This window comes from Billgrantia tianxiuensis (assembly GCF_009834345.1).
Lineage (GTDB): Bacteria > Pseudomonadota > Gammaproteobacteria > Pseudomonadales > Halomonadaceae > Halomonas > Halomonas tianxiuensis.
In genome coordinates this window covers 248,771-271,034 of the sequence record NZ_CP035042.1, presented here as the reverse complement: position 1 = coordinate 271,034, position 22,264 = coordinate 248,771, and the positions used below count along the sequence as shown (strand labels likewise).

Here is a 22,264-nt window from a genome sequence, read left to right as displayed (position 1 = left end):
CGCGGTACAGGCCTCAGCGCGGCGGGCCGGGCCGGCGCGCGAGGCGCAGACCGGTCTTCTTGAGAATGCGTGAGCTGTACAGGATGCGGTGGTCGCGGCAGGCCTCGCCGAGCCGCTCGCGCAGCGCCTCGGCCTGACGCTCGACCTCCTCGCGCGTGCGCCCGTGCAGCATCACGAACAGGTTGTAGGGCCACTCGGGCAGGTGGCGCGGGCGACGGTAGCAGTGGCTCACGCCGGGTATGGCCGCCACTTCGCGCCCCAGCCGCTCGATATGGGCATCGTCCACGTCCCACACGCTCATGCCGTTGGCCACGTAGCCCAAACGGTAGTGGTTGGGCACCGCCGCGATGCGACGGATCATCCCGTTCGCCTGCATGCGTCGCAGGCGCACCAGCACCTCGTTGCCGGCCAGGCCCAGCGGCTTGCCCACCGCCCCCAAGGGTCCGGTACCAGCGGCAGCCCGGCCTGGGTGGACAGCACGATGGCCCGGTCGAGTTCGTCCAGTCCGCTCGCCGGTGAGGCGGCGTTCGACGACTCAGACGGGCAGGTGGAGACGGACATGGAATTCCTCCTGCTTGGGCATGTTGAACACCGCAAGACCGGTAGCGGCCTCGATCGCCGCGATCACTTCGTCGATGCGCTCGGGGTCTCAGTGGCCAGCACGAACCACATGTTGAGGCGATGCTCGCGACGGTAGTTGTGGGCCACTTCAGGGAAGGCGTTGACCGCCGCGGTGACTCGCTCGTAATCGGCTTCCGGCACTTCCAGCGCCGCCAGGGTCAGCCCGCCGCCCAGCCGTTCGGCGTGGTACATGGGGCCGAAGCGGCTCAGCACCCCGGCTTCGAGCAGCCGCTCGAGGCGGTAGAGCAGCTCCCCTTCGGAGATCGAAAGTTCGGCTGCCACCGCGGCATAGGGCGACGCCACCAGCGGCAACCCATCCTGCAGGCGGTTGACGATGCGCCGGTCGGCAGCGTCGAGTTCGACCGGCTCGGGGCGGCGGGCAGGCTCGGGTGTCATGACCGTTCCTCGCAGGTATAACGGCCACCGCACTGCTTGTAGGCCTTGCGGCTGAACAGCACTCGGCGGGGATGCCCTGCAAGCCGTGGCGCTGGACGATCTCATCGAGTGCCGCCAACACCCGCTCGCGCCGGGTGCCGTGGATCATGCAGAACAGGTTATAGGGCCATACCGGAGGACACCGCCGACGGCGGTAGCAGAGCGTCACCGCGGGCTCCGCCGCCAGCCGCCGGCCTATCTCGGCCACGGCGGCGTTGGGCAGGTCCCACACCACCATGGCGTTGGCGCGAATGCCCAGGGCGTGGTGCCTGACCACCAGCCCCAGGCGCTTGATCAGCCCCTCCCGCTGCCAGCGCTCGACCCAGGCCAGCACCTCGCCTTCGCTCATGCCGCACTGCTCGGCCAGCGCCCGCCACGGGCGCTCGGTCAGCGGCAGGCCCGCTTCGAGCAACGAACGCAGGCGCTGGGGAGATGCACTCATGCGGGGAGCAGTGGCGGTCGAGGTCAGGTCGTTCATGGCGCCTCCAGTTCGTCCCAGGGGATCGGGAAGCCGAGATCGATGTGGTACCCCTCGACCATCGGCAGGCGCAGCAGCGGCCAGCCCAGCTCCTCCTCCAGTGCCTCCAGGCGAGCCTCGAGCTGGTTCTCGTCGGCCGCGGTCATCACGAACCAGAGGTTGTAGCGATGCTCACGGGCATAGTTGTGATTGACCCCGGGGGAGCGGTTGATCGCCGCCGCCACCGCGTCACGCTCGGCCTCGGGCACGGAAACGGCCGCCAGCAGGCTGGCCCCGGCGCGAGCATGGTCGAATACCGGCCCTACCCGGCTCAGAACCTGGCCCTGCTGCAACAGCTGGAGCCGCTCGATCACCTGTGCCTCGCTCACACCCAAGCGCTCGGCCATGGCGGCGAAGGGCCGTTCGCAGAGTGGCAGGCCGCGCTGATAGGTATCGATGAGGCGTCGGTCGAGTGCGTCGAGTTCAGCCATGGGCAGGTACCAGGCAGGACGATGGAGGCATGATCTTAAGCGGTATCTTACATGCCACATCAGCCCTGGAAGCCGCCATCAGACGTGCCGTTGACGCAAGTCAAAAGTCCCGAGCGACTTGCCATGCGCTTGATGACGGTCAAGGCGAGCCTTTTCTCCGAGCGGGACACTGCGGCGACGGCTCGCTCTCGCGATGCCGATTGACAAGCTGCCGCCGAGGTCTTCGATGAAGCTGCCGGCCCTGTTACCGCTGTTCTGTGCCGCCCTGGCTCTGCCGGCCATGGCAAGCGGCGACGAGCTTGGCCCCGAACGCCGAGCCGAACTGGAGACGCTGCTCTATCAGGACTGCGGCTCCTGCCACGGCATGACCCTGCGTGGCGGGCTTGGCCCGGCCTTGCCCCGCGACCGCATGCAGGGCTTCAGCCCCGAGGCACTCGCCCACATCATCCAGCACGGCATTCCCGGCAGTGCCATGCCGGGCTGGAAGGCCCTACTCAGCGACGCCGAAGCACGCTGGCTGGCCGATCACCTGCGTACCGACAACCGCCTGGAAACCCTGGCCGACTGATCCCGAGGAGACCGAGATGCCGCTGCCCCGCCCCCTCAAGCCCCTGGCCGCCATCGGTGCCCTGGCCCTGCTGCTCACCGGACAAGTCCTGGCCGAGGCACCTGGCCTGAACGGGGAGCTACGAGGTACCGGCGACCTCGGCGTGGTGATCGAGCGCGCCAGTGGTAGCGTGGCGCTGGTCGACACTACCCGCCGCGAGGTGCTGCGCCACATCGAGGGCTTCGGCGATCTCTCCCACGCCTCGGTGAAGTTCACCCGCGATGCGCGTTACGCCTTCGTCTTCGGCCGCGACGGCGGCCTGACCAAGCTCGACCTGCTCACCGGCGAAATCGCCGAGCGTATTCTCCAGGGCGGCAACAGCATCGGCGGCGCCATCTCTCAGGACGGCCGCTTCGTGGCGGTGGGCAACTACGAACCGGGCGGGGTGAAGGTATTCGACACCGAGACCATGGAACTCGTCATCGACGTGCCGGCTACCTATCAGCGCCCGGACGGCAGCACGGCCCAAGCCAAGGTAGTGGGGGTCGTGGACGTGCCTGGCAACGTGTTCGTCTTCAGCCTGTTCGAGGCCGGTGAAATATGGACCCTGGACATGTCGCGGGACGAGCCCGAGCTGACCAAGCACCGCGATGTGGGCAGCATGCCCTACGACGCCCTGATCACCCCCAACGGCCGCTACTACATCGCCGGGCTGTTCGGCGAGGACGGCATGGCCTTGCTCGACTTGTGGCATCCGGAGAACGGCGTGCAGCGCATCCTGCCCGACTATGGCCAGAACGACTATGGCCAGGGCGAGCAGCGCCTGCCGGTGTACAAGATGCCCCACCTGGAGGGCTGGGCCATGGCCGGTAACCGCGCCTTCTTTCCCGCCGTGGGGCGCAGCGAGGTGCTGGTGGCCGACACCCGCGACTGGTCGCTCACCAACCGCATCGCGGTGCACGGCCAGCCAATCTTCGTCATGAGCCGCCCCGATGAGCGCCAGGTGTGGGTCACCTTCGCTCACCCGCTCAACGACAAGGTCCAGGTGATCGACACCCAGACCCTGGAGGTGATCGCGACCCTCGAACCCGGCGATTCGATCCTGCACAAGGAGTTCACTCCCCGCGGCGAGCACATCTGGATCTCGGCGCGGGACAGCAACCAGGTGGTGGTCTACGACACCCGCACCTTCGAGGAGCTGGCCAGACTGCCGGCCGAATCACCCAGCGGGATCTTCTTTACCCATCGGGCCCACCAGATCGGGCTATGAACGATGCCGATCGGCCGGCCACAGAGGACCGGCCGATGATTCAGCGCGTCACCCTGATGGGCACCGATGAGTAACCACCAGCGGGAAATCTGGCCCGAACCGCCGGTTTGTCGGCTATCAAGGCCAGGTGGAGGGTACCGGCGAGAAGCGCCTCCATGATCAGGCGCAGTTCCATACGTGCCAGCGGCGCGCCGGGGCAGACATGGATGCCGGCACCGTAGAGCAGGTTGGTCTGGGGGTCCCGATCCAACCGAAGCTCATCCGGATCGCCAAAGACCGCCTCGTCTCTGTTCGCCGAGCCCCACAGAATCGTCAGTCGCTCCCCGGCGGGTATCTGCCGCCCGCCAATCTCTACCGGCTGCCTGGTCACGCGCCGATTGGATATCAGCGGTGCATCCAACCTTAAGATCTCGTCGATGGCCGTCGGTAACAGCTCCGGCTCTCCGCGCAGCCTGGCCTGCAACGTTGAATGCTCAGCCAGGTAGCGCACCAGTATTCCCACACTTGCAGCGATTGTACCCAACTCACCCACCGTCCAGTTGCGAATGATACTGACGATCTCTTCATCAGCGAGCGGTCGGCCCTGTACCGTCTCGTTCATGATGCATGAGGTGACATCATCCGGCGCAGCCTCACCGGCCGTCCGACGCTCAGCCAGCAGGTCGCGAATCACGCTATCGAACTCCAACGCCAACTCACCCAGAGCCTGGCGATCACCTGCCAGGGTTGCCGCTTGCTGGCGCTCCACCCAGTCACGCAATGGTTCATGCAGGCTCTCGGGCCAACCCATGTAGGCACACTGGATCTCCAAGGCGAAGTTCTGCCCCAGCTCGGCCATTGCCTCGATCTCACCCGTTTGCGGCAGCCGTGCCACCACGCGCTTGGCGATTTCTCGACAGTGCGGCTCGAACGCCGCCATCGCCTCAGGGAGAAAATAAGGCTCGATGAGCTGCCGAAAATGCGTGTGCTCGGGCGGGTCCATGGCATTGGGCACGGAGAGATGGTGACTGGCAGCGTTGCTGAAGGTTTCGTGATCCAAGAGCACTCGCATTACATCTTCGTGGCGAAACAGCGACCACTGCAGGTAATCGCTGTAGGCCACCGGGCAGCGGCGGCGCATGCTATCGTAGGCGGTTATTTGATCTTCAAGCACTGACTCGGCGCGGGGGTCCCAATCCTGACGTTGGCTGTCATTCATACTCTCTCCTCAATACAAGCAACGGACCATGTACCGGTATCGTCAGCACGCTCTGCGGCACATGAAAACGAAACGTGATTTCAGCACGATGCCCTAAACTGACTCCGACCAGCCGGGCAGTTGGAACTCCTCCTGCAAGTGACGCAACTCCGGCTGATGCTCGCTGGCAACCTGTTCGACGATCAGCGCCCCCTTCGGCAGCAGGTGCACTTCGCTGCGCCGCCGGTCGTTGCGTCCGGGGCTTCGCTGCACCAGGCCGAGCTGCTCGCAGCGATCGACCAGCATCACGGTGCCGTGATGCTTGGCCTGGAGCCGTTCGGCGAGCTCCCCCACCGTGGCCCACTCCCGCCCCGTAAACCCCTTCAGGTGCAGCAGCAGCTGATACTGCAGCGAGGTGAGGCCATGCTGCTGGCAAATATCTTCGCTGACCCGCAAGAAACAGCGCAGCTGGTGGCGAAAGTGGGAAAGCCGCTCGAAATCCTGCTTGGTCAAAGGGCTGGATACCGCTTCAGATGAATCATGCTCGGACATCGAGCCGCTCTCCTGACAGGTGAGTCTTGACATATTGCGATTTGGCGCATAAACAATATCATAGCATGATATAAAAATCTCGACTGGGGTGTCCGCCATGAATCTCGCGATAATTCTGCAGCTCCCCTTCACCCGCGCAGGCGGCTGGCAGCAACTGCGTCAAGGACGCCCCTCCATTCCGAAGTTGGTCTGGCTGGTGGTATTGCCCATGTCACTGCTTCCCCCCGTGCTGCTCTATTACGCCGGCACGCACTATGGTGACACCTTCATTGCTGGGTTCGGTGAGCGTCCATGGCGTTACATCACCACGATCCTGTTTCTCGCCGAGCTGCTCACTTTCTTCGTAATGGGATGGCTGATTCATGCGGTGGTCAATAGCGATGACATGTCAATCGATTACCACGACGCTTACTTGCTTGCGGCCCTGGCGCCGTTGCCGCTGTGGTCCGCCTCGCTGGCCCTGCTGATTCCTAGCGTGCTGCTCAACACGCTGGTGGCAATCGTGGCCCTGGGGATTTCCTGCAGCCTGATTTACCACGGCCTGCAGGCCCTGTGCCATCGCGAGGATAGCGATGTCGTGGCAATGTCTGCGACCTATACCGTCATGGCTGGCGGTGTTCTGGCCTGGGGACTGCTGATGGCCATAGTCTGGGCGTACTGATTCCTCTTCAGCGAATGAGCAGCACTGCATGTAACAACGACACGGCATAACACTGGCAAAGGCAAAACCATGAACATTTCCCTGATTCTGCAGCTTCCCTTCACGCAAGAGGGAGGCTGGCAGCAACTGCGACGCGAGCGCCCTTCTCTCAATGCCTTGATCCTGCGCGTGGTACTGCCGCTGTCGCTGCTGCCGCCGGTCATGCTGCACTACGCCATCTACCGGCATGGCGATGCCCTGCTGCCCGGCCTGGCCGATCGCCCCTGGGCAATTATCGCGCCGGCCCTCTTCACCGCCGAGCTGCTCACCTTCCTGGTGATGGGCTGGCTGATCCACGGCGTGGCGCGCGCCCACCGCCTGCGGCTGAGCCACCGCGCCGCCTACTTCCTCGCCGCCATGGCGCCGCTGCCGCTGTGGTTCTCCTCGCTGACGCTGTTCGTCCCCGACATGGTGTTCATCGTCTGTGGCGTGCTGCTGGCGATGATGCTGTCGTGCGGGCTGGTCTACCACGGCCTGCAGGCGCTCGCCGAGCGCGAGGAGGACGATGTCATGGTGATGTCGGCCACCTACACGGTGATGGCCTTCGGGCTGATGGCGTGGGGAATACTGTTGGCGCTGGTCTGGGCGCTGTAGCTTGCCCATGCTGGACACGCCGTGGGTGGCCAGCTCTGGGCTCGGACGTCATGCGGCTCTCGTTCTGCGGCCTATCTGGGCCACATCAGGCCCACTGCGAGTGCTCTGGCTTCAGTACATCTCGAGGCGTGCGAAGTCACGTGTTTGCAGGCGGGCTTCTGCATCCTGCTGCTCGGCCAGCTGTTCGAACAGCTCAGCTTCCTCAGGTATGGAAGCCAATTCGGCACGCAACCGGTACATGTCCTTGAGCGTCTGGTGGGCGGTCATCACGTTAGCGAGGAGGTCGTGGGTATCGCGACAGCCCAGGCAGCGAGGTATCCGCTCCAGCACGTCAGGATGACCGAATTCCTGGCTGTCGATTAGCCAGGTCGTGAGCAATCCTTCGCGGCCATCCTCAAGATAGGCCAACATGCCACTCGACATGCGCTTCTCACGATCTGCAAGGAACGCAAGTGCCATCCTCATCCGCTCATCCTGTTGTACTTCAGCCAGTTGGGCGTACTGCTCCCCCAGCCGAGCATGAAAATCGCGTATCCAGACGAGCAGATCCTTGACTTGGCGAAAAGCCATGAGAATTGCCTCCTGCCACAGTTTGCGGCGCATTAAGGAGTGTCAGGTTCCATGTTTCAGCAGCATGGCCTTGATGTGACCGATCGCCTTCAACGGGTTTAGCCCCTTGGGGCACACCCAGGTGCAGTTGGCGATCTGTCGACAGCGGAACACGCTGAAGGGGTCATCGAGGTCGGCCAGGCGATCGCTGGTTGCGGTATCTCGGCTATCGATCAGAAAGCGGTAGGCTTGCAACAACCCCGCAGGACCGATGTACTTATCCGGGTTCCACCACCAGGACGGACAGGCCGAGCTGCAACAGGCGCAGAGAATGCATTCATAGAGCCCGTCGAGTTTCTCGCGCTCCTCGGGGCTCTGCAGGCGTTCCCGGGCGATGGGTGGCTCGTCGTTGATCAACCAGGGGCGAATCTTCTCGAACTGGCGCATGAACTGTGCTTGATCGACTACCAGGTCGCGGATGACCGGCATACCGGGCAAGGGACGCAAGATCAGGATATCGGTGCCGTTCAGTGCCTCGGCGACCGGCGTAATACAGGCCAGGCCATTCTTGCCGTTGATGTTCATGCCATCCGAGCCGCACACCCCCTCACGACAGGAGCGTCGATAGGTCAGAGTCGTGTCCTGATGCTTCAGGTATTCGAGCACATCAAGCACCATCGCTAAGCGGAATCGCTCCTCGACCTCATAGGTTTCCATACGCGGCGCCGCGTCGTGTTCGGGATGGTAGCGATAGAGCCGGACGCTAAACATGGCGGTTTTCCCTGCCGACAGGTGGACGCATCTCAATAGGTGAGATGTAGGCGATGTCGGGCATTGATGCGCAGTATGTACCCGAGCTTCACCAGTGTAGGTCCGAGAATGATCAGTACGTGAGCCAGAACTTGAGCGATCAGCGACAGGCGGCCGTCGATGAGGTAGCCTCCCGTCACACCGACACCCAGCAATACCAGCCCTAGAAGCAGTAAAGCATTCCCCAGGGCATGGGCACATTGGGGGTCATCAAAGTATCGCCGCATATCACTCCTCCTCGTTCCTCTTCCAGGCGTCAACCTTCACACCCCTTACGAACAAAAGAAGCATCTCACATACTCCTTATAGCATAGCCGCCACGCCTCGTCGAATAACCCGGCAAGAGTATTCCCAGTGTCGCCAGCCGAAGCGGCAAGAGCACGTAAAACCTCATGATATTGATGACCGCCTGTGGCCTTAGCGGTAGGGATCAAGTTCGAAAACCTCCCGGATCTCTTGGCATCACTGCCCTGATCGTGATCAAAGTTTGGGGTGAAGCGTCTGTAAAGCCTTGCTGGAGGTAGTCGAAGGGCGTCGCCAGGGGCCGCTCTACACGCGTTATGCCAGAATCCACCCTATACGCTCTGGAGGAGACGCTAGCTGCTCTGGAGGATGCCGAGGCAGCCTGGTCGTTCTCTTCGGGCATGAGAGCCATCAGCGACCTGCTGTTGACTCATGGGCAGCGCGGCATCGTCTGCCTCGGCGAGGTCTATGGAGGCACCTTGCCGGGTGCATTGACTGCGACATCAGCCGGTTACAGCTCCTTGATCACTTGTTAAATTTACTTCGGCGATTTCGACGATTAGGTCCTTCCCGGGATTTACCATGGTCATCACTGACCGAGGAGAATTCACCCAGCACATTGCGAATCTGCTCCAAAGTGGGTCGTTCACCTCGCGGCCTTTCTTCAAGCGCTGCGCGCATCCTAGCGAGATGCTCCGGAGTCGTACCACAGCAGCCACCAATTATTTTGGCTCCCGCGTCCCGCGCCAGAACCGCATAATCGGCCATGAGCTCAGGAGTCCCACTATAGCGAATATGTCCATCGAAATATTCCGGTATGCCAGCATTTCCTTTAGCAATAATTGGGACTGCATTACCTTGAGACGTAAAGTTCAGGACCGTGCGCATCAAATCCGATGCCCCAACGCCGCAGTTCGCTCCAAACGCTACTGGCATGTTAGGCATCTGACCAACCGTCTCCATCGCGCTCTGAGCGGTCACACCCATCATGGTTCTCCCAGCCGTATCAAAGCTCATCGTCCCACACCAAGGCATACTGGCCAGTTTAAAGGCATCGCTCGCAGCCTGAAGTTCTTCAATTGATGACATGGTCTCCAGCCACAGTACGTCGGCACCACCTTCCTTGAGGCCTTCAGCCTGCTCATGAAAGATCTCCACTGCCAACTCATGAGTTAGCGAGCCCAAGGGAGACATTATTTCACCCGTTGGCCCCACAGAACCTGCAACAACGATGGGGCGCGGATAGCGGTCTGCTACATCTCGTGCGATGGCGGCGGACAGTCGAGATAATTCGCGAGCTCGGTGTTGTGACCCATGTAGCCTAAGCCGTGCGGCATTACTACCAAAAGAATTAGTCAGAAAAATATCGCTGCCGGCTTCCAAGGCTAGAGTATACATTCGAGCAATTCTCCGAGGGTAGAGCTCATTCCACAATTCCGGTGCTTCGCCAGACGTCAAACCCATGTCGAACAGGTTGGTCCCCGTAGCCCCATCTGCCAGCAACCAATCGCGAGACGTCAAAATTTGCTCGAGCTTATTACAGCTATCCATATCAATCTTTCCCTTAGCTTAGATCCACCAACAACGCTGTAGAAGCGCTTCTTAATGCATGCACCTCTGCACATATTTCGTATCGTAATTCACGCACTGGCACTACCAAGAAAGTCAGATACCACTCCCTTAATGAATCGACAAATCGATAAATAAGCTGGCTAGGCGGACTCCAAGTCCGCCTAGCCGGCTTTCTCTATCACAACTCAATTATGTGATCGATGTTTTTCTATACTTGGGATTAATCAAGCGATGCTCACTCAGCAGACCTTTAACGATTGCAAAACAACCTGCGAGAAGCACCAATGTGAATGGCAAGCCCGTGGAGACAGCCATGGCCTGCAGCGCGACCAACCCGCCACCGAGCAGCAGAGCAATCGCAATCAGGCCTTCGATCACCGCCCAAAACACGCGCTGCGGCTTGGGGGCGTCGACCTTGCCGCCGGCCGTGATGGTATCGATCACCAGCGAGCCGGAATCTGAGGAAGTGACGAAGAAGACCACGACCAGCACGATGCCGACGAAGGAGGTGATGGCGGTCAGCGGCAGTTCGCCGAGCATCACGAACAATTGCAGCTCCAGGGCCGCATCCTGGACACCCTCGAAACCAGTGGTCACCAACTGGTTGACGGCGGTGCCGCCGAAGGCGGTCATCCACACTACCGAAACCAGCGAGGGAATCAGCAGTACGGCGATGATGAATTCGCGCACGCTGCGCCCGCGTGATACCCGGGCGATGAACATGCCGACGAAGGGCGACCAGGAGATCCACCAGGCCCAGTAGAAGGCCGTCCATCCCTGGCTGAAGTTGGCATCCTCGCGACCGAACGGCGCCGAGAGCGCCGGCAGGTGGGTGATGTAGGCGACCAGATTGTCCAGTACGCCGGTGAAGATCACCAGGGTCGGGCCCACGACGATCACGAACGCCAGCAGCAGGAAAGCCAGCACCATGTTGATCTCTGACAGCCGGCGCACGCCCTTGTCGACGCCAGCCACGATGGAGAGGATAGCGATCAGCGTGATGCCGATGATCAGCAGCACCATGGTGGTATCCCCACCGGGCGTGCCGAACAGGTAACCCAGCCCCGCCGTGGCCTGGGAGGCACCCAATCCCAGCGAGGTGGCCAGGCCGAACAGCGTTGCGAAGACCGCCAGGATGTCGATGGCATGGCCTGGCCAGCCCCAGATGCGCTCACCCAGCATGGGGTAGAAGATCGAGCGCATGGTCAGCGGCAGGCCCTTGTTGTAGGAGAAGATCGCCAGGGCCAGTGCCACCACGGCGTAGATCGCCCAGGGATGCAGGCCCCAGTGGAAGATGCTGGCCGCCATGCCCAGCCGCGCCGCCGCCTCGGGGTTGCCGGCGGCGGCGCCCAGGGGTGCCCAGTCGCTGCGCATGCCACCGTCCAGGCTGGTACCGCCGAGAGAGGAGGCGAAGTGCGACATGGGCTCCGAGACGCCGTAGAACATCAGGCCAATGCCCATGCCGGCGGCGAACAGCATCGAGAACCAGGCCGAATAGGAGAAGTCGGGCCTGGCGTTGGCACCACCGATGCGCACCTTGCCCAATGGCGAGACGACCAGCACCAGGCAGAGCACCACGAAGATATTGGCGGAGAGCAGGAAGAACCAGGTGAGGTGGCTGGTCAGCCAGTTGCGCAGCCCGGTGAACAGCGGCTCCACTTCGCTGTGCAGGGCCAGGGTTAGAATGACGAAGAACAGCGTGACCAGGGCCGAGATGGCGAATACCTTGCCGTGGATGTCCAGGTTCAGCTTGAACTCGCCGATGATGTTGTCCTGCCCGATCACGTAATCGGTATCGATCAGGTCGGCTGGGCCCTCGGTGGCTGGAACTCCATCGGAGGGTGGTGAGATGGGTTCTTTCATCTACAGATTCCTCAAGTTGTTGTTATCTCGTTGCGGTGATGATCGCCAATGCTTCGGCTCCTCCAGTCGGGACGCCAGCCGGCTTGGCGGGACCGGTTGGCATCGTGGTTTAGCTGGCGGCTAAATATTGGAATCGGGGAAGGCTGCCTTGCGGGTTGCCATGTAGTTGAGCAGAGCCTCGTCAATCGCCGGATCCAAGGGCGGCGCCTCGTATTCGGCGAGTAGTTTCTTCCACCGGGCGTTGGCGCGCTGGGCCATGTCCAGCCGGCCGTCGGCATCCCACTGCTCGAAGCTGTTGTTGTCGGCGATCGGTGAGAGGTAAAAAGCGTCCTTGAAGTTGGCCTGGGTATGCGCACAGCCCAGGAAATGCTTGCCGGGGCCGACCTCGCGAATGGCGTCCATGGCCTGGCCGTTCTCCGACAGATCGACACCCTTGAGCAGCGTCTGCATCATGCCGGTCTGGTCGGCATCCATGATGAACTTCTCGTAACCCATGGCCAGCCCCCTTCCAGCCAACCCGCCGAATGCAGCGCGAAGTTGACGCCGCCCAGGGTGGTGGGCAGCAGGGTGTTGGCACTCTCGCTGGCGGCCTGGGCGTCAGGCAACTTGGAGGCGGTGAACGAGCCGCCGGAACGAAAGGGTACTCCGAGGCGGCGGGCCAGGCTCGCCATGACGTAGAGCACCAGCGCCGGCTCCGGCGTACCAAAGGTGGGGGCGCCGGACTGCATCGACATGGAGCTGGCGAAGCTCCCCAGCACCACCGGGGCGCCCGGGTTCACCAGCTGTATGAAGGCCATACCGGCCATGGCCTCGGCCAGGGTCTGGGCGGCGGTGCCGGCCACGGTCACCGGTGACATGGCGCCTGCCAAGATGAAGGGGGTCACGATGCAGGCCTGGTTGGCTCGCGCATAGACCTTTGCGGCACCCAGCATGGTGTCATCAAAGGTCATCGGCGAGTTGGCGTTGATCAAGCTGATCACACAGGTGCGCGGCTTGCCGGTGTCGGGATCGATCCAGCGTTCGCCGAACAGGATCTTGGCCATCTCGACCGTGTCCCGGGCGCGATCTGGGTGGGTCACCGAGCCCATGAAGCACTTGTCAGAGTACTTCATGTGGCTGTAGATCATGTCGAAGTGACGCTTGTTGACCGGCAGGTCGACTGGCTCACAAATGGTACCGCCGGAGTGATGGAGGCTCGGTGACAGGTAGGCGAGCTTGACGAAGTTCTGGAAGTCTTCGAGCGTGCCATAGCGCCTTCCACGGTCGATGTCGTGCACGAAGGGGCAGCCGTAGGCAGGCACGTAGACGGTGTGCGGCCCGCCGATCTCCACGTTGCGTGCAGGATTTCGCGCGTGCTGGGTAAACTGGCGAGGCGCGCTATCCTGGATCAGCCGCCGGCACAGGCCACGCGGCATGCGTACGCGCTCCCCCTGCACGTCGGCACCGGCATCACGCCAGATCTGCAGGGCTTCCTCATCGTCGCGAAAATCGATGCCAATCTCCTCGAGGATGGTGTCGGCATTCTCCTCAAGGAGGGAGAGCCCCGCGTGATCGAGGATTTCGAAGTGAGGGATTTGGCGTGTGGCGTAGGGCTGGACCGAGACGGCGGTGGCCCCTCTACCGGCGCGGCGGGCGTTTCCAGCGGTGCGGGTACGGCGGCGAGATGAGGTGGAATCCATGGCGTTCTCCGGCTTTGTTTTGCAGAAAGTATGTTGGAGAGAGGGCAACATGCGGAGCACCGACAGGCTGGCATTGCTCATCCAGCGACCCGCATATACCGACTGGTCTACCGCTGTGCAGCGCCATCGCCATAGGCGATGACGGTTATTAGGCCATCTCGGCCGACGTGCTCCCCCAAGCCAGCGACATGATGTCGTCGGGGAAGGGAATGTCATGCTGTCGGCAGGTGGCTTCCAAGGTGTTGAGTAACAGGCAGGCGATGGTCATGGGGCCGACGCCACCGGGGACCGGTGTAAGGGCGCCGGCAACCTTGCGGGCACCTTCGAAGTCCACGTCTCCAACCAGCCGCGTCCGTCCATCGGCCTCGATGCGATTGATGCCTACGTCGATCACCGTGGCCCCGGGCTTGATCCAGTCCTCCTTGACCAGGCACGGCCGGCCTACCGCAGCCACCAAGATGTCTGCCTGACGGCACACCTCCTCGAGTTGCCGTGTGCGTGAGTGCGCGACGGTCACGGTGCAGTGCTCCTTCAGCAGCAGGCTGGCCATCGGCTTGCCAACGATGTTGGAGCGCCCCAGCACTACGGCACGCTTGCCACTCAGATCACCCAGTTGAAATTTGAGCAGCGTCAGGCAGCCGAGCGGCGTGCAGGGCACCATCCCGTATCCCCCCGTGGCGATGTTGCCCACGTTGATCGGATGGAAGCCATCAATGTCCTTGGCTGGACAGATGGCCTGGATTACACGTGCCTCATCGACCTGAGGCGGTAGCGGCAGCTGGACCAGGATGCCGTGCACTTCCGGATCGCAGTTGAGCCGCTCGATCAGGTCGAGTAACTGGATTTGGGGCACGCTGTCAGCCAGGCGGTATTCGAACGAGGACATGCCAGCTTCCCGGGCCTGGGTCGCCTTGTTGCGCACATAGACTTGACTGGCTGGATCCTCGCCGACGAGGATCACGGCCAGGCCGGGTGTGATCAGGTCGTGCTGACGCAGTCTGCCTACTTGACGGCCGATCTCTTCGCGAAGCCGAGCGGCGTGGGCCTTGCCATCGATCAGGATGGACATGGTCTTTCCTCCTGTCGGGCGCCTCAGCGGAAGACGACGGTCTTGTTGCCATTGGGGAAGACGCGATGCTCCAGGTGGTAACGGACCGCCCGCGACAGCGCCATGTTCTCGGCATCGCGTCCCACGGCTGCCAATTGGGCAGGACTGTAGGTGTGGTCGACCCGTTCGACGACTTGTTCGATGATCGGCCCTTCGTCCAGGTCGGTTGTAACGTAGTGGGCGGTGGCGCCGATCAGCTTGACGCCCCGCTCAAAGGCCTGGTGATAGGGCTTGGCGCCTTTGAAGCCCGGAAGGAAAGAGTGGTGGATATTGATGGCGCGACCAGCCAGTTCCTCGCATAGGTTGGAGGAAAGGATTTGCATGTAACGCGCAAGGACGACCAGCTCGGCCCCCGTTTCCTCAATGAGGTCGAGTACCTGGCGCTCCTGTTCCTGCTTGGTCTCCGGTGTAATGGGTAGGTGATAGAAAGGAATCTCATACCAGTCGGCGAGGCGCTTTAGGTCGGGGTGATTGGAGACGATGGCCGGAATCTCCATCTTGATCTCGCCAGTCCGCTGTCGATACAAAAGATCATCGAGGCAATGATCGTACTTCGACACCATGATCAGCACCTTGGGCAGGGCCAGGGTGTCGTGCATCTCCCACTCCATGCCGTCGCGCTCGGCAACGCCCTGGCCGAATTCGGTCCTGAGTTCCTCCAACTTGGGAGTGATGCCAGGTGTGGTGGAAAAAACGCAGCGGACATAAAAATTACCGGTTTCAATTTCATCAAACTGGGCCAGCTCCATGATGTAGCAGTGACGCTGGGCAAGGTAGGTAGTAAGTCGGGAAACGGTACCGATGGCCCCCTTGCAGTTGGCCTTCAGCAAGTAAATATTCTTCCCTTCGATCATAGCGGACATGGCTAACCTCGGCGTCACTTGGCTGTTGTTGTTGAAGTTGTTCAGGCATGCGTCGCAATTTACTCCGGTGGCATCGGCGCGCATGTCTGCAGGCGACGCGAAACGTTGTCGCAGCGACCATGAGGGAAAAGTTTGAAAATCGTAAAAATTGACTTAAATCAATAAACTGCAAGATATTTTAAAAACGCCAGAAGGAGCGAGGCGCATGGCGCTTTTCGACATGAAGGCGTCGCTTGCATGGATATGTTCCCTAAGGCGAGCGCATACGCTGCATTCGCAACCATACCCGTAATTTGGGTATGGAATGACCAGGAGCGGAGCGCCATGACAGAACAGTACAATGAAAACGAAGACTTCGACCTAAACGACCTACCCGATGACGAGCTCGTCGAGCAAATACACGACGATCTCTACAATGGGCTACGCGACGAAGTGGTCGAAGGCACCGAGATCCTGCTCGAGCGTGGCTGGAGCGCCAACAAAGTGCTCGACGAAGCACTGGTGGGCGGCATGGCCATCGTTGGTGTCGATTTTCGTGACGGCATCCTCTTCGTCCCCGAAGTATTGATGGCAGCCAATGCCATGAAGGGGGGCATGGAAGTGCTGCGCCCCCTGCTGGCAGCTTCCGGCTCCGAGACCATCGGAAAGATCGTGATCGGTACCGTCAAGGGCGACATTCACGACATCGGCAAAAACCTGGTGTCGATGATGATGGAAGGTGCCGGCTTTGAGGTGATCGACATCGGTATCAATATCCCAGTGGAAGCCTACATCGAAGCGCTGGAAGAGCACAGGCCAGACATCCTTGGCATGTCGGCGCTGCTAACCACCACCATGCCCTACATGAAAGTCGTCATCGATACGCTGGTCGAGAAGGGGCTGCGTGACGATGTCATCGTCATGGTCGGTGGCGCCCCGCTCAACGAAGAGTTCGGCCAGGCCATCGGTGCCGATGCCTACTGCCGCGATGCCGGGGTGGCGGTCGATATGGCCAAGGAACTCATCGCGACGCGTCGCGCCGCCTGAGCCGAGGAGGTCCGCCGTCATGTCATCCACGCTCATCATTGCCTGCGGTGCGTTGGCTAGGGAGATCATGGCCCTGATCGACGCCAATGACTGGCATGATGTGCGCCTGGAATGCCTGCCAGCGGACCTGCACAATCGGCCGGATCGGATACCCGAGGCCGTGGGCAGGAAACTGCGGGAAGCATCGCGGTACTCGCGCATTTTCGTAGCCTACGCCGACTGCGGTACGGGCGGATTGCTGGACGAAGTGCTGGCCGAGCATGGCGCCGAACGGTTGCCGGGGGCACACTGCTATGACGTCTATGCCGGGGAGTCGGTGATCGCGGCGCTCAGCGAACAAGAGTTGGGCACCTTTTATCTGACCGATTTTCTCGTGCGCCACTTCGACCGGCTGGTCATCCAGGAGCTCGGCATCGAGCACCACCCCCAACTCGCAAGTCTCTATTTCGGCCAGTATCGCCGGCTCGTCTACTTGTCGCAGCGTGACGATCCCGCTCTTCAGGCGGCGGCCCAGCGTGCCGCCGCACGACTCGGACTCTCCTTCGAATACCGGCATACCGGCTACGGCGAGCTGGCGACCTCCCTGGTCCGCTTGGTCTCAGAGCCGGTCGCTGTAGAGCGAGCAACATGACAACTCTGACCATCGTCAGCTGGCGGGATATTCCCGCTCAGGTAATCACCAAGCAGGGGCGCAAGAGTGCCAAGGTGCTACTGTCGCCGCGCTTCCAGCACGCCATCGACCGGGCGGCCATGCGGGCTGGCAAGGGCGGCTCGGAGGCGTACATGGCCGACTGGCAGCGCAGCGTCCCGCGCGAGTGCAGCGACAACCTGCAGGCGGAGGCCGAAGCCGAGGCGGCACGCCTCGAGGCAAGCTTCGATGACGAGGCACTCAAGCAGTTGGTGCGCCAGAAGGGGCTGGCCCTGCCCGCCTGAGAGCGCCCGCGACGACGACAAAAACAATGACCATGGCCGCGGTCCCCGATCTCGGGGGCGGAGGCAAGGAGGGAGAGGATGTACAAGGTGAGGCGCTGGGTGGTCCGTCACGCCCGGCTGTTCGAATGGGTGTATCGAGGCTTCGAGCCGCTGCTGGTCAAGCTGCATCCGCTATGGCGGCGAATCGGCTATGAACGCGTCGAGGCCCCGGTCAAGGCTATCGAGAAGGGCGTCAAGGGCCTGTTGTTCGATTGCCAGATGTGCGGACTGTGTGCGCTCTCCGCCACCGGCATGTCCTGCCCCATGAATTGCCCCAAGAACCTGCGCAACGGCCCCTGCGGCGGGGTGCGTGCCAACGGCCACTGTGAGGTCAAGCCGGAGATGCGCTGCGTGTGGGTCGAGGCCTGGGAAGGCAGCCGCCGGATGAAGTATGGCGATCGCATCCAGGTGGTGCAGCAGCCGGTCGACTTCCGCCTGAAGGATTCCTCGTCCTGGCTGCGCGTGGTGCGCAAGCTGGCCGATCCAACCCGCGAGCGCGCGGATAGCGGAGCCGTGAAATGAAGTTCGACGACGAGCCCGTACCGGGCTACTCCCTGCCGATCCTGCCGGGCCACGTCTCGCCCGGGCGCCTGGAGCGCGTGCTGCGCGCCGGCAAGTTTGCCATCACCAGCGAGATCGACCCGCCGGACTCCGCCGACCCCGCCGAGGTGCTCAAGCGTGCGGCGATCTTCGACGGTTACGTGGATGCCATCAACGCCACCGACGGCTCCGGTGCGCACTGCCACATGTCCAGCGTCGGGGTCTGCTCGCTGCTCACCCGAGTGGGTTATGCCACCATTCTGCAGATCTCATGCCGCGACCGGAACCGCATCGCCATACAGGGCGAGATCCTGGGGGCCGCGGCCATGGGCGCCTGCAACCTACTGTGCCTGTCCGGCGACGGCGTCCAGGCCGGCGACCATCCCCAAGCCAAGCCAGTGTTCGATCTCGACTCCATGTCGCTCTTGGAGATCGCCCGTGGTATGCGCGACGAGTGTCGCTTCCAGAGCGGGCGCAAGATCGACGTGCCACCGCGGATCTTCCTCGGCGCGGCCGAGAACCCTTTTGTGCCACCCCTGGAGTGGCGCCCGCACCGGTTGGCCAAGAAGGTCGCTGCCGGGGCGCAGTTCATCCAGACCCAGTACTGCTTCGACATCCCCCGGCTGCGTGACTTCATGCTCAAGGTGAACGACCTGGGGCTGCTCGAGGGGCCGGACCGCGTATTCATCCTGCCCGGCGTCGGGCCGCTCGCCTCGGCGCGCAGTGCACGCTGGATCCGCGACAACGTGCCCGGCGTGCACATCCCCGATGCTGTGATCGCGCGCCTCGAGGGCGCCCAGAACCAGAAAGAGGAGGGCAAGCGGCTGTGCATGGACCTACTTCACCAGATCCGCGAGATCCCTGGGGTCAGCGGTGCCCACATCATGGCCTACCGCCAGGAGCATACCGTGGCCGAGATCATCGAAGGCACCGGCGTGCTGGAGGGCCGCGTGCCCTGGTACCCGGGGCGTGACAACCCGGCCGAACTCAATCCGGAGTCGCCCGACGCGCTGGCGGAAGAGTTCGAGCCTGTGTCGGGATGACCCATCCTTATCCGACCGCCAGCTTGGAGCCGCAACGCCACAGTTAACGACAACGCCTTCCGCAGGCACCCAATAGCAACGACAAGACACCATCACTGAGGAAGCATCATGACCGATACTGTCATCAGCTCGCACAAGAAGGAAGTCGTGATCGGCTTCGAGCGGCCCTTCGTGGTCATCGGCGAGCGCATCAACCCCACTGGCCGCAAGCAGCTGGCTGCGGAAATGGCCGCCGGCGACTTCTCCCGCGTGGTCAAGGACGTGGAAGATCAACTGGCGCACGGCGCGCACATGCTGGACGTCAATGCCGGCATCCCGCTAGCCGACGAACCGGCGATCCTGGCCCAGACCGTCGAGCTGGTGCAGTCGCTGACCGACGTGCCGCTGTGCATCGACTCCTCGGTCATCAAGGCACTCGAGGCGGGCCTGGCGGTTTATAAGGGCAAGGCGCTGGTCAACTCGGTGACCGGCGAGGACGAGAGCCTCGAGGCGGTGCTGCCGCTGGTGAAGAAATATGGGGCGGCGGTGGTGGCGATCAGCAACGATGAAACCGGCATCTCCCACGACCCCGACGTGCGCTTCGCCGTCGCCAAGAAGATCGTCGAGCGCGCCGCCGACCACGGCATCCCTGCCTGCGACGTGGTGGTCGATCCGCTGGTGATGCCGATCGGCGCGGTGAACTCGGCGGGCCGCCAGGTATTTGCCCTGTGCCACCGCCTGCAGCAGGAGCTCAAGGTCAATACTACCTGCGGGGCCTCCAACGTCAGCTTCGGCCTGCCCAACCGCAACGGCATTAATGCGGCGTTCATGAGCATGGCCATCGCCTCGGGGATGACCTCGGCGATCACCAACCCGCTGCACACCGAGATCATGACCGCGATCATGGGCGCCGACGTGATGTTGGGGCACGACCCCGATTGTATGCGCTGGATCCAGAAATTCCGTGAGCCACCGGCCGTCGGTGCGGACGGGGCCGAAGGGCGCGGGCGGCGGCAGACGCGCCGACGCCGCGCCGTGACCTGAGCGCGAATAGTTGCCAGACCACTATAACAACGAACAACGCAAGCGCCTCGCCTGAGGCGCTTCGCTCTCCTGAACGACCCCCTGTGGACGGAGGTTCCCATGTCCGATGCTCACGAAGCGCTCGTCGTCTTCACCCCTTCCGGGCGCCGCGGACGCTTCCCGGTCGGCACCCCGGTGCTGGAGGCTGCTCGCGCGCTGGGGTCGACATCGATTCGGTGTGCGGCGGGCGCGGCCTGTGCGGCCGCTGCCAGGTCGACCTCTGCGAGGGGCGCTTCGCTAAGCACGGGGTCTCGTCATGGCCGGATCACCTCTCCGCCAAGAGCGACACCGAGCAGGCCTGGGAGAAGCGTCGCGGGCCGCTGCGCGACGGCCGTCGGCTGAGCTGCTCGACCCTCCTGCTCGGCGACGCCGTGATCGATGTGCCGCCTGCCAGCCAGGTGCACCGTCAGATCGTGCGCAAGCGGGCCGAGGTGCTCGACATCGCGCTCGACCCCATCGTGCGCCTCTACTACGTGGAGGTGCAGGAGCCGGACATGCACGTTCCGGCCTCGGACATACGCCGCCTCAAGGAGGCCCTGGCCCACGAGTGGCGGCTGACCGGGCTGGAAACCGACATCCGCGTCGTCCAGCAACTGCAGCAGGCCCTGCGCCGGGGCGGCTGGGGCGTGACGGTGGCGGTCCACGACGACCGCCGCCTCATCGCCGTCTGGCCGGGCTTCCAGGCGCAGGCCTACGGCCTAGCCGTGGACGTGGGCTCGACGACCATCGCCGCCCACCTGTGCCATCTGCAGACCGGCGAGGTGGTCGCCTCCACCGGGCGCATGAACCCGCAGATCCGCTACGGCGAGGACCTGATGAGTCGGGTCTCCTATATCATGATGCACCCCGGCGGCGATCAGGCCATGACGCGCTCGGTGCGCGACGCCCTGAACGAGCTGACGGTGGAACTGGCCACCGAGGCTGACGTGCCGCTGGACGCCATCCTCGAGGCGACCTTCGTCGGCAACCCGATCATGCAGAGCCTGGTGTTCGGCATCAACCCGGTGGAGCTGGGCGGTGCGCCCTTTGCGCTGGCCACCGACGAGGCCATCGACGGGCTGTGGGCCACCGAGATGGACCTGGCCATCCACCCCAACGCCCGGGTCTATGGCCTGCCCTGCATCGCCGGGCACGTGGGGGCCGACACCGCCGGGATGATCCTCTCCGAGTCGCCCTACCTGGGCGAGGAACTGATGCTGCTGGTCGACGTGGGCACCAATGCCGAGATCGTGCTGGGCAACCGCCACCGGCTGCTGGCCTGCTCCAGCCCCACCGGGCCGGCCTTCGAGGGCGCCCAGATCAGCGGCGGGCAGCGTGCGGCTGCCGGTGCCATTGAGCGGGTGCGCATCGACCCCCTGACGCTGGAGCCGCGCTTCAAGGTCATCGGTGGCGAGCTGTGGTCCGACGAGCCGGGCTTCGACGCGGCGATGGCGTCCCACGGTATCACGGGCATCTGCGGCTCGGGCATCATCGAGGTCGTCGCCGAGATGTACCTGGCCGGCGTCATCACTCGGGACGGCATCGTGCAGGGCGGCCTGGCGGCGCGCAGCGAACGGATCGTGGCCGACGGGCGCACCTTCGCCTACGTGCTGCATCGCGACGCGACGCGGACCATTGCCATCACCCAGGCCGACATCCGCGCCATCCAGCTGGCCAAGGCCGCGCTCTACGCGGGCATCCGCCTGCTGATGGAGCACTTCGGCACCGACCGCGTCGATCGCATCCGCCTCGCCGGGGCCTTCGGCGCTCACATCGACGTCAAGTACGCCATGACCCTGGGGTTGATCCCCGACTGTGATCTGGCGCACGTCACCTCGGCGGGCAACGCCGCTGGCACGGGCGCGCGCATCGCCCTATTGAGCCGCAAGGCGCGCCGCGAAATCGAGGAGGTGGTGCGCCGCGTGGAAAAGGTGGAGACCGCCACCGAGCCGCGTTTCCAGGAGCACTTCGTGGCCGCCATGGCGATCCCTCATCGCCACGATCCCTTCCCGCAACTGAGCGCCCACGTGACCCTGCCGGCGGTGACGGAGGATGCCAGCGCCACAGCGCGCGGCGGCCGGCGCCGGCGCCGGCAGCGCGCCTGAAGGGGC

General features: G+C 63.0%; 25 protein-coding genes and 2 pseudogenes. 12 read left to right on the top strand and 15 right to left on the bottom strand.

The features are described 5' to 3' along the window. Positions 1–13 precede the first annotated feature (13 nt). From ahbB (EKK97_RS23535) to EKK97_RS01245, 5 genes and pseudogenes are all read right to left on the bottom strand, one after another. Positions 14–391: a siroheme decarboxylase subunit beta gene (gene ahbB / locus EKK97_RS23535; protein WP_479688635.1), complete on the bottom strand. Its 378-nt coding sequence runs from the start codon at positions 389–391 to the stop codon at positions 14–16. Beyond that, positions 358–561: a hypothetical protein gene (locus EKK97_RS23530; protein WP_201296985.1), complete on the bottom strand. Its 204-nt coding sequence runs from the start codon at positions 559–561 to the stop codon at positions 358–360. Before EKK97_RS23530 ends, ahbB (EKK97_RS23535) begins: the two co-directional genes overlap by 34 nt. Positions 562–624: 63 nt before the next feature. Next, entirely contained in the window at positions 625–1,017 is a 393-nt protein-coding gene (locus EKK97_RS01255) for an Lrp/AsnC family transcriptional regulator (protein ID WP_236551344.1), read from the bottom strand. 85 nt (positions 1,018–1,102) lie between these two features. Next, positions 1,103–1,498: pseudogene (ahbB, locus tag EKK97_RS26020) on the bottom strand (siroheme decarboxylase subunit beta); the annotation flags it as partial. 32 nt (positions 1,499–1,530) lie between these two features. Beyond that, the gene (locus EKK97_RS01245) at positions 1,531–2,004 is read right to left on the bottom strand and encodes an AsnC family transcriptional regulator (protein ID WP_159548158.1); all 474 of its coding nucleotides are present in this window, start codon (positions 2,002–2,004) and stop codon (positions 1,531–1,533) included. Between the two features lie 226 nt (positions 2,005–2,230). On the opposite strand from EKK97_RS01245, the gene EKK97_RS01240 reads away from it, so the two are divergent. Beyond that, positions 2,231–2,572 (top strand): c-type cytochrome, encoded by a 342-nt coding sequence (locus tag EKK97_RS01240; protein ID WP_159548156.1) that lies wholly within the window; start codon positions 2,231–2,233, stop codon positions 2,570–2,572. 16 nt (positions 2,573–2,588) lie between these two features. Then, positions 2,589–3,821: a cytochrome D1 domain-containing protein gene (locus tag EKK97_RS01235; protein ID WP_159548154.1), complete on the top strand. Its 1,233-nt coding sequence runs from the start codon at positions 2,589–2,591 to the stop codon at positions 3,819–3,821. A 40-nt stretch (positions 3,822–3,861) separates the two neighbouring features. Here EKK97_RS01235 and EKK97_RS01230 read toward each other — a convergent pair whose 3' ends face one another. Both EKK97_RS01230 and EKK97_RS01225 read right to left on the bottom strand, forming a co-directional pair. Beyond that, the gene (locus EKK97_RS01230; protein WP_159548152.1) at positions 3,862–5,019 is read right to left on the bottom strand and encodes a cytochrome P450; all 1,158 of its coding nucleotides are present in this window, start codon (positions 5,017–5,019) and stop codon (positions 3,862–3,864) included. A 93-nt stretch (positions 5,020–5,112) separates the two neighbouring features. Next, entirely contained in the window at positions 5,113–5,550 is a 438-nt protein-coding gene (locus EKK97_RS01225) for a MarR family winged helix-turn-helix transcriptional regulator (RefSeq protein ID WP_159548150.1), read from the bottom strand. A gap of 97 nt (positions 5,551–5,647) precedes the next feature. On the opposite strand from EKK97_RS01225, the gene EKK97_RS01220 reads away from it, so the two are divergent. Then, positions 5,648–6,211 (top strand): Yip1 family protein, encoded by a 564-nt coding sequence (locus EKK97_RS01220; protein WP_159548148.1) that lies wholly within the window; start codon positions 5,648–5,650, stop codon positions 6,209–6,211. Between the two features lie 69 nt (positions 6,212–6,280). Further along, positions 6,281–6,844, top strand: a complete 564-nt coding sequence (locus EKK97_RS01215) for a YIP1 family protein (RefSeq protein ID WP_159548146.1) — start codon at positions 6,281–6,283, stop codon at positions 6,842–6,844. A gap of 111 nt (positions 6,845–6,955) precedes the next feature. Here EKK97_RS01215 and EKK97_RS01210 read toward each other — a convergent pair whose 3' ends face one another. Genes EKK97_RS01210 through EKK97_RS01200 form a run of 3 tightly spaced genes read right to left on the bottom strand, consistent with a single transcriptional unit; the run spans position 6,956 to position 8,430 of the window. Next, entirely contained in the window at positions 6,956–7,414 is a 459-nt protein-coding gene (locus tag EKK97_RS01210; protein WP_159548144.1) for a 2-hydroxyacyl-CoA dehydratase, read from the bottom strand. Positions 7,415–7,456: 42 nt separating this feature from the next. Beyond that, the gene (locus tag EKK97_RS01205; RefSeq protein ID WP_159548142.1) at positions 7,457–8,164 is read right to left on the bottom strand and encodes a succinate dehydrogenase iron-sulfur subunit; all 708 of its coding nucleotides are present in this window, start codon (positions 8,162–8,164) and stop codon (positions 7,457–7,459) included. Between the two features lie 32 nt (positions 8,165–8,196). After that, positions 8,197–8,430, bottom strand: coding sequence for a transmembrane sensor/regulator PpyR (locus EKK97_RS01200; RefSeq protein WP_159548140.1), 234 nt, complete (start codon positions 8,428–8,430; stop codon positions 8,197–8,199). A gap of 333 nt (positions 8,431–8,763) precedes the next feature. On the opposite strand from EKK97_RS01200, the gene EKK97_RS26015 reads away from it, so the two are divergent. Continuing rightward, a complete protein-coding gene (locus EKK97_RS26015; RefSeq protein WP_197449236.1) occupies positions 8,764–8,982 on the top strand; it encodes a PLP-dependent transferase in 219 nt (72 codons plus the stop codon). Here EKK97_RS26015 and bmt read toward each other — a convergent pair. From bmt to purU, 5 genes and pseudogenes are all read right to left on the bottom strand, one after another. Beyond that, complete coding sequence (gene bmt, locus EKK97_RS01190; protein ID WP_159548138.1) at positions 8,972–9,997, bottom strand: betaine--homocysteine S-methyltransferase; 1,026 nt, start codon at positions 9,995–9,997, stop codon at positions 8,972–8,974. The two genes, EKK97_RS26015 and bmt, sit on opposite strands and share 11 nt — an antisense overlap. Before the next feature lie 210 nt (positions 9,998–10,207). Continuing rightward, a complete protein-coding gene (locus tag EKK97_RS01185; RefSeq protein WP_159548136.1) occupies positions 10,208–11,881 on the bottom strand; it encodes a BCCT family transporter in 1,674 nt (557 codons plus the stop codon). Positions 11,882–12,001: 120 nt separating this feature from the next. Then, positions 12,002–13,560 (bottom strand): annotated as a pseudogene (locus EKK97_RS01180) (trimethylamine methyltransferase family protein). 148 nt (positions 13,561–13,708) lie between these two features. Further along, positions 13,709–14,629, bottom strand: a complete 921-nt coding sequence (gene folD / locus EKK97_RS01175; RefSeq protein WP_159548134.1) for a bifunctional methylenetetrahydrofolate dehydrogenase/methenyltetrahydrofolate cyclohydrolase FolD — start codon at positions 14,627–14,629, stop codon at positions 13,709–13,711. Between the two features lie 23 nt (positions 14,630–14,652). Beyond that, positions 14,653–15,615, bottom strand: coding sequence for a formyltetrahydrofolate deformylase (gene purU, locus EKK97_RS01170; RefSeq protein WP_340162913.1), 963 nt, complete (start codon positions 15,613–15,615; stop codon positions 14,653–14,655). Positions 15,616–15,855: 240 nt separating this feature from the next. Between purU and EKK97_RS01165 the strand changes: the two genes are divergently transcribed. From EKK97_RS01165 to EKK97_RS01135, 7 genes are all read left to right on the top strand, one after another. Next, a complete protein-coding gene (locus EKK97_RS01165; RefSeq protein WP_159548132.1) occupies positions 15,856–16,557 on the top strand; it encodes a corrinoid protein in 702 nt (233 codons plus the stop codon). Between the two features lie 19 nt (positions 16,558–16,576). Next, the gene (locus tag EKK97_RS01160; RefSeq protein WP_159548130.1) at positions 16,577–17,188 is read left to right on the top strand and encodes a DUF1638 domain-containing protein; all 612 of its coding nucleotides are present in this window, start codon (positions 16,577–16,579) and stop codon (positions 17,186–17,188) included. Continuing rightward, positions 17,185–17,490: a virulence factor gene (locus EKK97_RS01155; protein ID WP_159548128.1), complete on the top strand. Its 306-nt coding sequence runs from the start codon at positions 17,185–17,187 to the stop codon at positions 17,488–17,490. Before EKK97_RS01160 ends, EKK97_RS01155 begins: the two co-directional genes overlap by 4 nt. A gap of 78 nt (positions 17,491–17,568) precedes the next feature. After that, positions 17,569–18,051, top strand: a complete 483-nt coding sequence (locus EKK97_RS01150) for a methylenetetrahydrofolate reductase C-terminal domain-containing protein (RefSeq protein WP_159548126.1) — start codon at positions 17,569–17,571, stop codon at positions 18,049–18,051. Further along, positions 18,048–19,112, top strand: coding sequence for a methylenetetrahydrofolate reductase (locus EKK97_RS01145; protein WP_159548124.1), 1,065 nt, complete (start codon positions 18,048–18,050; stop codon positions 19,110–19,112). Before EKK97_RS01150 ends, EKK97_RS01145 begins: the two co-directional genes overlap by 4 nt. Before the next feature lie 108 nt (positions 19,113–19,220). After that, a complete protein-coding gene (locus tag EKK97_RS01140) occupies positions 19,221–20,135 on the top strand; it encodes a dihydropteroate synthase (protein ID WP_159548122.1) in 915 nt (304 codons plus the stop codon). 215 nt (positions 20,136–20,350) lie between these two features. Then, a complete protein-coding gene (locus EKK97_RS01135; RefSeq protein WP_236551343.1) occupies positions 20,351–22,258 on the top strand; it encodes an ASKHA domain-containing protein in 1,908 nt (635 codons plus the stop codon). The last annotated feature ends 6 nt before the right edge of the window (positions 22,259–22,264 follow it).